The following is a 12,956-nucleotide window of genomic DNA, read 5'->3' as shown; positions in this document are numbered from 1 at the left end:
CTCAAGGGTAAGTAGTCTGATGACATGCCCATGCATCCGGCCGCCCCAGACGACCGCAACGGACTGATCGACGCGTTCGACCACTCCGTGCAGTCGATCATCGACCTCGGGCACTCCTGCCGAGACGAGGACTTCGAGATCCAGACCGAGTGCCCCGGCTGGACCGTCAAGGACCAGATCGCCCACGTCGTCGGGGCCGAGAAGTCCTTCGCCGGCATGCCCCGGCCCCAGGTCGAGGTTCCCGACTACCCGCACGTCCACAGCGACTTCGCCCGCTTCGTCGAGGTCGACGTCGAGGCGCGGCGCGGCCTCTCCGGCCGCGAGGTCGTGGCCGAGCTGGCCGAGTTCCACCCGCAGCGCGTCGCCGACCTGCGCGCGTCGGACGCCGACATCGACACCGTGATCGGCGGTTTCTTCGGGCCCGAGACGACCTTCGGCGACCACCTGCATCGTCGGATCGTCGACGCCTGGGTGCACGAGCAGGACCTCCGCGCCGCCCTCGACCGGCCCGGCAACCTCGACTCCGCGAGCGCCGCGGTCTTCACCGCCGACATCCTCGCCGCCCTCCCGCGCATCGCCTCGAGGGTCGCCGGCATCGGGGCCGGCCACGCCGTGGTGCTCGACGTGAGCGGTCCCGTCGTCGCGCGCGGCGGGGTGCGCATCATCACCGGTGACGACGGGCGCCCTTACGGCGAAGCACTTTTCAGCGGCAACGACCGGCCCGAGGGTGAGGAGCAGCTCGACGTCACGTCGATCCACCTCACGACGGACGCCCTGACGCGTCGAGCCGCCGGACGCCGCGGCGTCGACGAGATCCACTACACCGTCACCGGCGACGAGGACATCGCCCGGCGCGTCCTCGAGGCGCTCGTCGTCGTCACGCACTGAGGCCCCTGAGCCGGCTGGTCCCACGCACCTCGGGAACACCGCCAGGGCCGTCGCTGCTCGCGCCCGCGTATACACCTCGGGACCCCTGGACGGGGCCGAAGTCCACCTTGTGTATATAGGGGCAACGGCCTAGCGTCACTAGTAGTCGGTCAAGCCAGCGCCGCATCGGGGATCCGATCCATCGGAGTTGAAATGACCGACCCATCCGTGGGTCCGCGCAAGGATGCGCGAACCAGAGAGCTCATCAGTACCCTGCGCACCTCGGACTCGTCGTCCGAGCGCGCCACCGCCCTCGAGACCGTGACCGTGCTGCACATGCCGCTGGCCCGCTCTCTCGCCCACCGCTACTCGGGCAAGGGCCTCGACCGAGAGGACCTCGAGCAGGTCGCGTTCCTCGCACTGCTCAAGGCGCTCCAGCGGTTCGACCTGTCCAAGCCCACCGAGTTCGGCGCCTACGCCACACCCACCATCACCGGTGAGCTGCGCCGCCACTTCCGCGACCACGGCTGGCTCGTCCGCCCGCCGCGCGAGCTGCAGGAGCGACGCCAGCTCGTCACCGACACGAGGTCACGGCTCGAGCAGCGGCTCGGCCACGACCCGGACGCCGGCGAGCTCGCCCACGAGCTCGACATCACACTCGATGCCGTCAAGGAGGCCCAGGTCGCGGCGACCAACCTGCGCCCCGCCTCCCTCGACGCGACGACCGCAGACGGTGGCCGTCCGGTCCTCGACCTGCTCGACGCCCGCGGCGACTCGGGGTCCGACCCCGCCCTCGACGAGGGCATCGTCGTGCGCACCGCTCTCGGGCGGCTCCCCGCCCGGGACCAGAAGCTCGTCGAGCTCCGGTTCGGCGGCGACATGACGCAGGCCGAGATCGCCGAGTCCATGGGGCTCAGCGCGATGCAGGTGAGCCGCCTGCTCCGGCGCACGCTCGACGAGCTGCGCCGCCAGCTGTCCGCGGAGGGCATGGCCTCGGCCTGATCCCCCGCCGCTCCGACCGTGGTCCCGACGCCCGTGAGGCGCGTCGGGGCCACTCGTCATCCAACACAGGGTCGTGCCCGCGTGCGCGCCCGCGTCGGGCGCGTCGGGCGCGTCGGGCGCGTCGGGCGCGGCGTCGGGTCAGACCGTCGAGTCCGCCGTGGCACCGCCGGCCGGGCCGGCATGACCGAACTGCGACTCCTGCCCCTCGATGACCTGCGAAGCCACCTGGGCCAGCTTCATGTTGAGCTCCTGCGAGGTGCTGCGCAGCAGCTCGAACGCCTCCTGGCCGCTGATGTGGTGCGCCGCCATGAGCAGACCGACGGCCTTGCCGATCTCGCGGTTGCTCGTCAGCCCCTGTCGGAGGGTCGCCGCCTCCTCGCGCGCCCGGATCGCCATGAGCGCGACCGAGGCGAACGAGGCGATGACCGCGCCGACGTCGGCCGACTTCGAGGTGAGGCCGCCGGGGGTGTCCGAGAAGAGGTTGAGGGCACCGACCTTGTCGCCCTCCAGCAGGAGCCGGTAGCCGATGGCCGACCGGACCGGCGTCTCGGCGACGATGCGCTCGGTGAAGCGCGGCCACGGGGTCTTCGCGTCGGTGAGGTCGGCGTCGTGCTGGTAGGCCTCGGAGACGATGGCGTCGACACAGGGGCCCTCGCCGACCTCGAGCTCGATCTGGTCGATGCGTCGGGCGATGTCGTCGGTGCTCGCCGCCGTGACGTAGCGGTCGCGCGTGCGCACGAGGAGCGACGCCCGGTCACAGCCCTCGACGAGGCGTAGCGCGGAGTCGACGAGCGACTGGTGGATCGAGCCGGCGTCGGCGCCGGCATAGATCAGGGCCGACATCTGTCGGAAGGCGTCGTTGATCGTCGGATCGACGGGAACGTCGCTCGTCATGGCACTCCCTGCACATCTGGCCCGGCTGCTCCGCACACTGCTGGACGGTTCGGGCACGTGAGTCATCCTCGCACCTCCCCGATGGCGCGAGACCACAGACAACCACATGAGCCCCGCACGTGGCGAGACGATCCGATGGCTGGACAAACCTTCGACAGGTGAGTTGACAGCCGAGACGGTTCGGGCAAATACTTGCATGCTGCAAGCAAGTAGTTGACCCAAGGAGCATGTGATGGCCGTGAGCAGGGACGAGGCGAACGACGTCTTCCTCGGGCTCCTCCGCGTCCAGAAGCTGCTCGTCGCGGCCAAGCACACCGCCCCTCGGCTCGAGGACGGCGTGGACGTCACGGCATACCCCGTGCTCTTCGTCGTGGCGGGCCAGGGCACCGTCCGCATCTCCGAGCTCGCGACGACGCTGCACAACGACGTCTCCACCGTGAGCCGCCAGGTCAGCGCACTCGTGGCGAGCGGACTGCTCGAGAAGAGCGCCGACCCCAGCGACGGGCGGGCGTGGGTCGTCTCCCTCACCGAGCACGGCCGCGCGGCCCTCGAGCGCATCCAGTCGAGCCGCGCCAGGTGGTTCCAGGGGCTGCTCTCCGAGTGGGACGGCCCTGCCGCCGAGGAGTTCGTCGACCGGCTCCGCGAGCTCGGCGACGCGCTCGACAGCAACCTCCGGGCCCGGGGTGCAGCGCCGCCCCCCATGCCCTTCGACTCCACCAGAGCCCAGAAGCAGAAAGAGGACTGACATGTCCGACACCACCGCCGAGCCGCCTCGCGTCGACGCGACCGCGGACGCACCAGCCGGTGCAGGCCCCGACGCGCGACCGGTGCTCTCCCACAAGGAGATCCTGACCATCCTCGTCGGGCTCATGATGGGGATGTTCCTCGCCGCGCTCGACCAGACCATCGTCGCGAGCGCCATGCGCGTCATCGCCGACGACCTCAACGACCTTGCCGGCCAGGCATGGGTCACGACGGCATACCTCATCACCGCGACGATCACGACGCCGCTCTACGGCAAGCTCGGCGACATCTACGGGCGCAAGAAGCTCTTCATCTTCGCGATCACGATCTTCACGATCGGCTCGATGCTCTGCACGCTGTCGTGGTCGATCCCGTCGCTCGCGGCCTTCCGAGCCGTCCAGGGCATCGGCGCCGGCGGCCTCTTCTCGCTCGCCCTCGCCATCATCGGCGACATCGTGCCGCCGCGTGAGCGCGCGAAGTACCAGGGCTACTTCCTCGCCGTCTTCGGCACCTCGAGCGTCCTCGGCCCGGTCATCGGCGGCTTCTTCGCCGGCCAGGAGACGCTCCTCGGCGTCACCGGCTGGCGTTGGGTCTTCCTCGTCAACGTGCCGATCGCCGTCGCCGCGCTCATCGTCGTGACACGCACGCTGCACCTCCGGCACACGCGTCTCGACCACCGCATCGACTACTGGGGCGCCCTCAGCCTCTCGGTCGCCCTCGTGCCGCTGCTCATCGTGGCCGAGCAGGGACGTGCGTGGGGCTGGGGTTCACCGACCTCCATCACCTGCTACGCCATCGGCCTCGCCGGTCTCGTCGCCTTCTTCCTCTTCGAGCGGTCCATGGGTGAGGAGGCGCTCATCCCGCTGCGCCTCTTCACGAACCGCACCGTGGCGTCGTCGTCGGTCGCCTCGGTCTTCATCGGCATGGGCATGTTTGGCGGCCTCGCCGCGATCCCGCTCTACCTGCAGATCGTCAAGGGCTCGTCGCCGACCCAGGCCGGCCTCCAGCTGCTCCCGATGACCCTCGGGATCATGGCCGGCTCGATCGTCTCCGGTCAGCTCATCTCCCGGACCGGGCGCTACCGCCACTTCCCGATCATGGGCGCGGCGATCCTCGTCCTGTCGCTCTTCGCCTTCCACTTCGTCGGCGCGGACACCCCGCTCTGGAAGACGATGATCGTGATGTTCTTCTTCGGTATCGGCCTCGGCTTCAACTTCCAGCCGCTGACCCTCGCCGTGCAGAACGCCGTCGACCGCCGCGACATGGGCGTCGCCACGTCGTCCGCGACCTTCACCCGCCAGATCGGCGGCACGCTCGGCACCGCGGTCTTCCTGTCGATCCTCTTCTCGCAGGCCGGCACGAAGATCTCCGAGGCGTTCGCGGCGATCGCCCCGACCCCGGAGTTCCAGGCGGCCCTGCGCAACCCGACCGGTGGCGACCCGGCTGCCAACAAGGCGTTCATCGAGCAGCTCCAGGCCGCGCAGCAGTCCGGCGGCTCGGGGGCGGGCGTCGGCGGCGCGGCCCTGTCGGACAGCTCGTTCATCAACCAGCTCGACCCGGCACTCGCCAAGCCGTTCCTCGTCGGCTTCTCCGACGCGATGTCGGTCGTCTTCGTCGTCGCGGCCGGCGTGCTCGTCCTCGCGTTCATCGCCACGCTCTTCCTGCCGAACATCGACCTGGGCCCCAAGCCCGGTCAGGCCGCGCCGGCGAAGGACGAGGACGTCGTGGTGGCCCCCGCCGGCCACTGACCCTCCGGACACACCCCGCCCCACCGTCGAGAGGCCACGATCTGTGGCCTCGGAGCAGTCGAAAGGCCACTTCTCGTCGGAGAAGTGGCCTTTCGACGTGGTGGCACCCGCGAAACGTGGCCTTTCGACGGTTCAGTCGGGGCGTATGCCGTGGGCTCGGGTCAGCGGAGGTTGTGCAGCTCGCGGCGGGTGAGGAACGCGCGCGTGCCCAGGGCCATGACGAAGGCGAAGGCGCCCGCGATGATCGCGACCCAGTAGCCGTGCTGCGGTCCGACGTGGTCGACGACGATGCCCGACACGGCCGAGCCGGCCGCGATGCCGATGATGAGTCCCGTGAGCACGATCGTCATGCCCTCGTTGAGCTGGGCCTTGGGGACGATCCGCTCGATGAGGTTCATCGTCGTGATGAGGGTCGGAGCGGTGGCCATGCCCGCGACGAGCATGAGACCGGCGAGGACCCAGAGGTTGCCGGCGAAGAGCACCGGGATCTCGAGGACCGCCATCCCGAACGTCCCGGCGATGAGGAGCTTGACGAGGCTGCGGCCGTGCGAGACGTGCCCGAAGACGAGGCCCGCGGAGGCCGACCCCACGGCATACAACGCGAGGATGGCGCCGGCGGCGCTCGGCGCGCCCAGCTCCTGCGAGACGGCGAGCGTCACGACCTCGTTGACGCCGAAGATCGCCCCCGTCATCACCATGATGAAGGCGAGCGGGATGAGGCCCGGCACCGTGTAGGCGTGCTCGGTGGGTCGCTCGTGGTGCGGCACGACCGGCGGCTCCGTGGACCGTGCCGAGATGAAGATCAGCACGCCCACGGTGTAGGCGACGGTGGCGAAGGCGAAGCCCGCCTCGGGGAAGAGCGTCGTCGACAGCCAGATCGCGAGGACCGGTCCGATGACGAAGGTGACCTCCTCCATGACCTGCTCGAACGACATCGCCGCGTGGAGGTTGCGTGGGTCGTCGGCGAAGATGTGCGACCACCGCGCGCGGGCCATCGTGCCGAGGTTGGGGATCGCGCCGCAGAGCGGGAACGTGATGAAGAGCAGCCACGAGGGCAGCCCCCGCATCGAGACGAGGAGGGTCATGACGGCCCAGAACCCCGACCAGAGGAAGAAGGGGATGGCGATGCGGCGCTGGCCGTAGCGGTCGACGAGCCGCCCGAGGAAGGGGGCGAAGAGCGCCAGGGAGACCATCCCGACCGCCACCACGGCCCCGGCGAGCGCGTAGGAGCCGGTGCGTGCCGAGACCATCGCGACCACGGACACGGCGAACATCGAGCCTGCCGAGCGGGCGATCAGCCCGCCGGTGATGAAGACGCGTGCCCCCGGTACCTCGAAGAGAGGTCGGTAGGACGCCAGCACAGGTGCTCCTTCGCGGTGGGGGACGGCCAACTTCCCCATCCTTGCACCACGACCCCCGAGGATCCGAAATGCCGGATTCGTGGTGAGCCGTGCCTCACACCCCGTGCTTGCGGCGCAGCGACCACATCTGCGGCGAGCGCTCGAGCTCGACGGCGACGTCCCACGGCATGCCCCCGGGCGCCGTCTCCCGGCGGAAGCTCGCGACCATCCGTCGGGCGAGGGCGGGGTCCCGGGCGACCCGAACGGCTACCGCCATCGCCGCGTCCTGCACGTCGCCGTCGTCGTAGGCCGCCCAGGCGAGTCCCAGCGCGACGGCGCGCTCGCCGTCGACCTCGTCGCCGAAGAGCCCGAGGGCCGCGGCGGCCTCGCGCCCGGCGACCCGGTTGATGAGCGTGAAGTGGCCGCCGCCGGGGTGGATGCCGATCTGGGCGAAGCCGGGGAGCAGCCGGGCCGTGCGCGAGACGATGCGCAGGTCGGTGGCAAGGGCGAGGTTGAGGCCGGCCCCCACTGCCGCCCCGCGCACGGCCGCGACGGTCGGGACCGCGACCCCGCCGATCGTCGTGAACGCGGCGTAGACGGTCTCGAGGTTGCGGTAGGCCTCGTCCTCGACGGGGTCACGGCCCGTGTCGGCGAGGACGCTGCGGACCGCCCCCGCGCAGAAGTGGGCTCCGCCCGTGACGACGACGGCACCGACCTCGTCGTCGGCCTCGGCCGTGCGGGCGGCGTCGATGAGCTCGCGCGACATCTCGACGGAGAGGGCGTTGCGGCGGTCGGGCGCGTCGAGGGTGATGAGCGCGACGCCGTCGGTCACGTCGTAGCGGATCTCGGTCATGCGGCGAATCTCCTTGGCTACCAGCGAGCTCGGTGGTTCAGGGGGTCCAGAGGGGTCCAGAGCGGTCCCGGTGGTTCAGGGTCGTTCAGGGGGCGTGCTGCGTCTTGGCACGGCCGGTCGTGATGAGGGTCCAGAGTCGGTCGTGACCAGCGGACGAGGCGAGCGCCGTGAGGGTCTCGTCCCAGTCCTGGAGGGAGCCGTACTCGCTGCGCCGGGCGAGGATCGGGCGCGTCAGGGTGTGCAGCTCGTGCTCGAGGGTCGTGCCGATGGCCCCGAGCGCCTGGTGCGACCCGCGGACGACGACCGAGGCGGCGTGCCCGACGCACGACTTGGCGACCCCGACCGCGAAGAGCATGCCGGGGTCGGTCCAGTCGGACGCGGCGGCCCGGGCGACGGCGGCGTCGGTGGCGGCACGGGCCAGGGCCGTCTCGCAGGCGATGTCGGACACGAGGTGCTGCACCGCCTGGAAGCGCCCGATCGGCCGCCCGAACTGCTCGCGCTCGCGCACGTGCGCGAGGACGACGTCGACGACGCGTTCCATGGCGCCGACGACCTGGGCCGAGCGGGCCAGCGCCCCACGCAGGTGGAACTGCTCGCCGATCGCGTGGTCGACGACGATGCCCGCCTCGAGGTCGTCGAGGTCGAACTCGACGGTGTCGCTGGGCTCCCCGGCGAGGTTGCGGCGCTCCTCCACGCCGACGCGGTCGATCGGCACGTCGGCGACCCGCCACTGGTCGCGGTCCTCCCAGAGGGCCACGACGCTGCTCGCGTCGCGCGCCCACGTGACGTTGAGGGCGACCCCGGACGGGTCGGGACGGCATACGGTCCGGAGGCCTCCGTCGTTGGGCAGCCCGGCCGCCTCGAGCAGCCAGCCACCGAGCACGTCGTGCTCTGCGAGCGGCACGGGCGCGGCCGCCGCGGCGGCGAGCCCGAGCAGCGCTGCGGCGTCGACCCAGCCTCCCCCGCTGCCGCCGGCGGACTCCGAGCCGGTGAGCCGCGTCAGTCCGAGGTCCTCGAGGCGCTGCCACAGGCCGCGGTCGAGGTCGACGACGGCGGTGGGCGTGGCGCGGGTGGCGCGGTAGTCGGCGAAGAGGTCGGTGAGGACCGCGACGAGGTCGGGGTCCGGCGTCGTGGGCGCGGCGAGGTCGCGGGGGTCGGCCATCAGCGCATCCCGAGGCCGCGGGCGATGACGCCACGGAGGATCTCGTTGGTGCCGCCACGCAGCGTGAAGCCTGGACGCTGGAGGATCGCGGCGTGCAGGAGGGTGTCGAGCTCCTCGTCGAGGGCCCACCCGGTGGCGGTCAGCGTGTCGACGTAGTCGGCGATGTCGCCCTCGCCCGTCGTCCCGAGCACCTTGACGACCGCCGCGGCCGTGTCGGCGTCCACGGCGTTCTCGAGCGCCGTCGAGACGGCGAACGACATGTGGTGCAGGGCGGCGACCCGGGCGACGTGGCGACCGAGGCCCGGGTCGGTGGGCAGGCGTCCGTCGTCCATGGCCTGCGCGGCGGCGGCGAGGAGCTGGAAGGTGGACAGGACCCGCTCGGGCCCGCTGCGCTCGTGGGCGAGCTCGGACGTCACCTGCGACCAGCCCTCCCCCACCTCGCCGAGCACGCGGTCGTCGGGGATGAGGACGCCGTCGAGGTGCACCTCGTTGAAGTGGTGGTCGCCGCCCATCGAGATGATCGGGCGGATCGTGACACCGGGCGCCCGGAGGTCGACGATGAACTGGCTCAGCCCCTCGTGGCGGTGCGCCGGGTCGAGCGGCGCGGACCGGGCGAGCGCGAAGAAGGCGTCGGCCTCGTGGGCGCCGGAGGTCCACACCTTGGTGCCGGTGAGCCGCCAGCCGCCGTCGACCCGCTCGGCGCGGGTGCGGACACTGGCGAGGTCGGAGCCCGAGTCCGGCTCGCTCATCCCGATGCCGAAGACGACCTCGCCGCGGCTGATCCCGGGCAGGTACGCCTCCTTCTGCTCCTCGGTGCCGTAGCGCAGCAGCGACGGTCCGATCTGCCGCTCGGCGATCCAGTGCGCCGCGACGGGAGCCCCGACGACGAGCAGCTCCTCGGTGACGACGAAGCGCTCGAGAAAGGTGCGGCCCTGCCCGCCGTACTGCTGCGGGATGACCATCCCCAGCCAGCCGCGCCGGCCGAGCTCGCGGGTGAAGTCACGGTCCCAGCGGGTGAGCCACGTGTCGACGTGGGGCACGAACGCGCCGGCCGCGACCTGCTCGGCGAGGAAGGCGCGCACCTCGAGACGCAGCTCGGTCAGGGCGGGCAGCTCCCGCGCACCCGGAGGGACGAGACGGGCCATGCTCACCTTCCTCACGCGACGTCGCAGCGGTTCGTGCGCCACTCTCCCACACGGTCCCTCGCGAGACCCGAGGCCGTATGCCGTCCCGCCGGGTGCCGTCCGCCACACCCGGTCCGCATGGTGCCGAGCGCTCCCTCGACTGAGCGCGCAACCCCACCCCAATGGCCGCCCAACCAAACTCGAGTGAGCGCCCAACCACACTCGAGTGAGCGCTCAACCCACCCTGGCGGCGCAGGGCGTTGACTCGACTGTGACGGGGCGTTCACTCGACTGTGACGGGGCGCTCACTCGACGGGGCGTGGGCGTGGGTCAGAAGGCGGTGGCGACGAGGTAGGCGCAGAGACCGACGATGACGGCGGTGATGACCACGGCGACGGCCGTGGTCAAGCGGTGGTTGACGAGCACGCCCATGATCCTGCGGTCGCGGGTGAAGAGCAGGAGCGGCACGAGGGTGCCGGGCAGGGCGAACGACAGGACGACCTGGCTCCACACGAGCGCGTTGGTCGGCTCGACACCCAGGCCGAGGATGACGAGCGTGGGCACGACGGCGAGCATCCGGCGCAGCAGCGGCGCGATGGGCCGGCGGCCGAAGCCCTGCATGACGACGTCACCCGTCTGGACGCCGACGAGGGTCGAGGCGAGCCCCGACGCGAGGAGGGCGACCGCCAGCATCGTCGCGGCGATCTGCCCCGCGTTGGCGGACAGGGCGGCATACGCCGTCTCGATGCTCGCGCCGGCCGTGGAGGGCAGGGCTGCTGCGAACACGACGAGGCTGATGTTGGCGGCACCGGCGATCGTCATGGCGATGACGACGCTGCGCACCGTGCGACGGCCGCTGCGCAAACGCTCGGCGTGGCTCGCCTCGCTGCCGTCGTCATGACCCCGCGACGCGGCCGAGTGGAAGTGCAGGGCGTGCGGCATCACCGTCGCGCCGACGATGCCGACCGCGAGCAGCGCCGCCGACGAGTCGAGCGGTCCGGGCACGACCGAGCGCAGCAGCGCGACCCGGTCGACGTCGGCGACGAGCACCTGCCACAGCAGCGAGCCGATGATGACGACGAGCAGGACGAGCACGACCGAGTCGAAGTGGCTGCGCCCCCGGACCTTGAGGGCGAGGACGACGAGGCTGAAGAGGGCCACGCAGACGGCCCCGGCCATGAGGGGCATGCCGAAGAGGAGCTTGAGCGCGATGGCCCCGCCGACGACCTCGGCGAGGTCGGTCATGATGACGACGAGCTCGGCCTGGGCCCAGAGGAGCAGCCGGCCGACGCCCGGGAAGCGTTCGGAGCTGTGCTCGGCGAGGCTCTTGCCGGACGCCATGCCGAGCTTGGCCGCGAGGTACTGGATGACCATGGCCGAGCAGCTCGCGAAGACGACGACCCACACGAGCGTGTAGCCGTGCTCGGCCCCGGACGTGATGTTGACGCCGAAGTTGCCGGGGTCGACATAGGCGATGGCGGCCAGCAGCGCCGGGACGAGGGTGCGGGGCGCGCCGATGGTGCCGCCGAGCCCACGCTCGGGCGACCGGTCGTCCACGCGTGGCTGCTGCGCCACTCGCTCACCCATGGGACACAGCATCGAGCCTCCGGGGCGCGTGCGCCAACTCCCCCGGCGTCGGTGCGACGAAGGCCTCACCCCGACCGGCCCCCCTCCAGGAGCTCAGCGGGCCGACGCGACCCCCAGGAGGGCGGCGATCCCGAGGGCGCTGCGCGGGTCGTAGGCGGCCGTCCACAGGCCTCCGTGCGCGGCGGCATACGCCTCGTCCTGCCAGGCCGTCGGCTGCGCGGGCGAGCCGGTGCGCAGGTCGTGGACGAGGAGCGCGGCCATGAGCGTGTTGGCCGTGCCGGGCTCGAACACCTCGATGCCGAAGCGGTGCGCGCCGGCGTAGGCGGCGGCGAGCGCCCGGTTCTTGACGACCGAGCGGGTGCGCGTGGGCGGGGCCACCTTGAACGACACGAGACCGCCGTCGGCGCGGTATGCCGTCGCCCGCCACCGCTGGAGGCGCTTGGCGAGCAGGTAGTTGGGTCCCTGCTGGAGTACGACGCTGTCGTTGATGCCGGGGTCCTGGCCGGGCACGTAGTTGCGGCGCAGGAGCCGGCCGCCACTCACGGTGCGCAGCGGCACCCGCAGGACCTTGGAGGTGCGCCGGTGGGCGTAGCTGTCGACGGAGCGCTCGACCGCGGCCCCGGGGACGGCGAAGACGTCTGTCGGTGTCGCGAGGAAGGCGAGGGCGACGTCGTCGCGGCCCTTGGCCTCGACGACCGCGCGGGTCAGGGCGTCGACGGCCATCGAGACGCGGACGTTGGTCTCGCCGTCGGCATAGACGTAGTTGCCGATGGCGATCGGTCCGTCGATGGCCGCGACCCATCGGGTGACGGCGCCGAGGTCGTGGACGAGATCGCCGCCGGCGCGTGCTGCCAGTGGCTCGCCCCCGGGGCGGACCGGCACGGTGATGGATCCAGCGAGTCGGCGCGTGTCGCCGATCAGCTTGTCCCACAGGTCCTTTCGCGGCAGATCGACGGCGGCGACGTCGGCGCCCCAGCGCAGCAGCGAGCGCAGTGGGCCCATCTCGGCGGCGGCACCGAGCACCACGACCGTGCGGTCGGAGAGGTCGAGCCAGTCGGGGTTGTCGATGACGAGGCCGACGGCCTCGGCGCACGTGGGCTCGACGGTCCCCGCCTTGACCCACAGCTCGAGCCGTCGACGCAGGGCGTCCCCCGAGAGTCGCTCACCGGCATACGGCACCGAGAGCGTGCGGTCGGGCGCGCCCTCGCCACGCACGGTCTCGGAGCCGAGCGCGGGCACGCTCTCGTCGGCGGCGACGGCCACCTCGAGCGGTCGGTCGCCGTCGTCGGTCGCCCAGCGCATGCGGGCGTGCAGGGAGTCGAGCCCGCTCGTGGCGATGGCCTGCGCCGCGCCCGGGACCGCGACCCCGGCCTCGACGAGGCGCCGGAAGTGCGGGAGGTAGCCCTGGCGCCAGTTCGTCTCGCGTTCGGCGGAGGCGGCGCCGACCGGGTCGACCCCCCGCAGGGCGTCGGCGACCACGGCACGTCCGGTGGCAGTCGTGCTGCGGCGTCCGGACGTCGGGTCGAGTGGGAAGACCACTCCTCTGGGGTCGCTCATGGCTCCATCCTGCCGGGTGGGCAGCTCGATCCGTCGCGGCCGGCTGGTCGGCGGGCGCTCGGTCGGCCTGCCCGGCCG

Annotated in this window: 11 protein-coding genes; 4 read left to right on the top strand and 7 right to left on the bottom strand. The window is 71.8% G+C overall.

Annotated features, from left to right (window positions below; genetic code table 11):
* The first annotated feature begins 24 nt into the window (after positions 1-24).
* Positions 25-888: a maleylpyruvate isomerase family mycothiol-dependent enzyme gene (locus tag AC1DW8_RS05275; RefSeq protein ID WP_235508686.1), complete on the top strand. Its 864-nt coding sequence runs from the start codon at positions 25-27 to the stop codon at positions 886-888.
* Between the two features lie 192 nt (positions 889-1,080).
* Positions 1,081-1,869, top strand: a complete 789-nt coding sequence (locus AC1DW8_RS05270) for a sigma-70 family RNA polymerase sigma factor (RefSeq protein WP_200959116.1) — start codon at positions 1,081-1,083, stop codon at positions 1,867-1,869.
* Between the two features lie 138 nt (positions 1,870-2,007).
* Here the strand turns inward: AC1DW8_RS05270 and AC1DW8_RS05265 are convergent, their stop codons facing one another.
* Entirely contained in the window at positions 2,008-2,763 is a 756-nt protein-coding gene (locus tag AC1DW8_RS05265) for a GAF and ANTAR domain-containing protein (RefSeq protein WP_056774344.1), read from the bottom strand.
* A 232-nt stretch (positions 2,764-2,995) separates the two neighbouring features.
* Here AC1DW8_RS05265 and AC1DW8_RS05260 point away from each other — a divergent pair, with 232 nt between their 5' ends.
* Both AC1DW8_RS05260 and AC1DW8_RS05255 read left to right on the top strand, forming a co-directional pair.
* Positions 2,996-3,508: a MarR family winged helix-turn-helix transcriptional regulator gene (locus AC1DW8_RS05260; protein ID WP_478092402.1), complete on the top strand. Its 513-nt coding sequence runs from the start codon at positions 2,996-2,998 to the stop codon at positions 3,506-3,508.
* A 1-nt stretch (position 3,509) separates the two neighbouring features.
* Positions 3,510-5,255 carry an MDR family MFS transporter gene (locus AC1DW8_RS05255; RefSeq protein WP_056826134.1) on the top strand — a complete coding sequence of 582 codons (1,746 nt, stop codon included), beginning with the start codon at positions 3,510-3,512 and terminating at the stop codon, positions 5,253-5,255.
* Between the two features lie 161 nt (positions 5,256-5,416).
* Here AC1DW8_RS05255 and AC1DW8_RS05250 read toward each other — a convergent pair whose 3' ends face one another.
* The 6 genes from AC1DW8_RS05250 to AC1DW8_RS05225 form a co-directional block, all read right to left on the bottom strand.
* Positions 5,417-6,616: an MFS transporter gene (locus AC1DW8_RS05250; RefSeq protein WP_056774354.1), complete on the bottom strand. Its 1,200-nt coding sequence runs from the start codon at positions 6,614-6,616 to the stop codon at positions 5,417-5,419.
* Between the two features lie 94 nt (positions 6,617-6,710).
* Positions 6,711-7,448: an enoyl-CoA hydratase-related protein gene (locus AC1DW8_RS05245; RefSeq protein ID WP_478092399.1), complete on the bottom strand. Its 738-nt coding sequence runs from the start codon at positions 7,446-7,448 to the stop codon at positions 6,711-6,713.
* An 85-nt stretch (positions 7,449-7,533) separates the two neighbouring features.
* Positions 7,534-8,610 carry an acyl-CoA dehydrogenase family protein gene (locus AC1DW8_RS05240; RefSeq protein ID WP_056774358.1) on the bottom strand — a complete coding sequence of 359 codons (1,077 nt, stop codon included), beginning with the start codon at positions 8,608-8,610 and terminating at the stop codon, positions 7,534-7,536.
* Positions 8,610-9,755 carry an acyl-CoA dehydrogenase family protein gene (locus AC1DW8_RS05235; protein WP_478092397.1) on the bottom strand — a complete coding sequence of 382 codons (1,146 nt, stop codon included), beginning with the start codon at positions 9,753-9,755 and terminating at the stop codon, positions 8,610-8,612. Before AC1DW8_RS05235 ends, AC1DW8_RS05240 begins: the two co-directional genes overlap by 1 nt.
* Before the next feature lie 309 nt (positions 9,756-10,064).
* Complete coding sequence (locus AC1DW8_RS05230; RefSeq protein ID WP_235508685.1) at positions 10,065-11,321, bottom strand: Nramp family divalent metal transporter; 1,257 nt, start codon at positions 11,319-11,321, stop codon at positions 10,065-10,067.
* A 93-nt stretch (positions 11,322-11,414) separates the two neighbouring features.
* On the bottom strand, positions 11,415-12,878 hold the full coding sequence (locus AC1DW8_RS05225) for a hypothetical protein (RefSeq protein ID WP_478092394.1): 1,464 nt from the start codon (positions 12,876-12,878) through the stop codon (positions 11,415-11,417).
* Positions 12,879-12,956: the final 78 nt, after the last annotated feature.

It is taken from the genome of Terrabacter sp. P2_E3 (assembly GCF_056403915.1).
This window is presented reverse-complemented; position numbering and strand designations above follow the sequence as displayed.

What these genes read in the sequence shown, in the direction of transcription:
- AC1DW8_RS05275 (WP_235508686.1), top strand. Translation starts at nt 25, where the DNA reads ATGCCCATGCATCCGGCCGCCCCAGACGACCGCAACGGACTGATCGAC.
- AC1DW8_RS05270 (WP_200959116.1), top strand. Translation starts at nt 1,081, where the DNA reads ATGACCGACCCATCCGTGGGTCCGCGCAAGGATGCGCGAACCAGAGAG.
- AC1DW8_RS05265 (WP_056774344.1), bottom strand. Translation starts at nt 2,763, where the DNA reads ATGACGAGCGACGTTCCCGTCGATCCGACGATCAACGACGCCTTCCGA.
- AC1DW8_RS05260 (WP_478092402.1), top strand. Translation starts at nt 2,996, where the DNA reads ATGGCCGTGAGCAGGGACGAGGCGAACGACGTCTTCCTCGGGCTCCTC.
- AC1DW8_RS05255 (WP_056826134.1), top strand. Translation starts at nt 3,510, where the DNA reads ATGTCCGACACCACCGCCGAGCCGCCTCGCGTCGACGCGACCGCGGAC.
- AC1DW8_RS05245 (WP_478092399.1), bottom strand. Translation starts at nt 7,448, where the DNA reads ATGACCGAGATCCGCTACGACGTGACCGACGGCGTCGCGCTCATCACC.
- AC1DW8_RS05240 (WP_056774358.1), bottom strand. Translation starts at nt 8,610, where the DNA reads ATGGCCGACCCCCGCGACCTCGCCGCGCCCACGACGCCGGACCCCGAC.
- AC1DW8_RS05235 (WP_478092397.1), bottom strand. Translation starts at nt 9,755, where the DNA reads ATGGCCCGTCTCGTCCCTCCGGGTGCGCGGGAGCTGCCCGCCCTGACC.
- AC1DW8_RS05230 (WP_235508685.1), bottom strand. Translation starts at nt 11,321, where the DNA reads ATGGGTGAGCGAGTGGCGCAGCAGCCACGCGTGGACGACCGGTCGCCC.
- AC1DW8_RS05225 (WP_478092394.1), bottom strand. Translation starts at nt 12,878, where the DNA reads ATGAGCGACCCCAGAGGAGTGGTCTTCCCACTCGACCCGACGTCCGGA.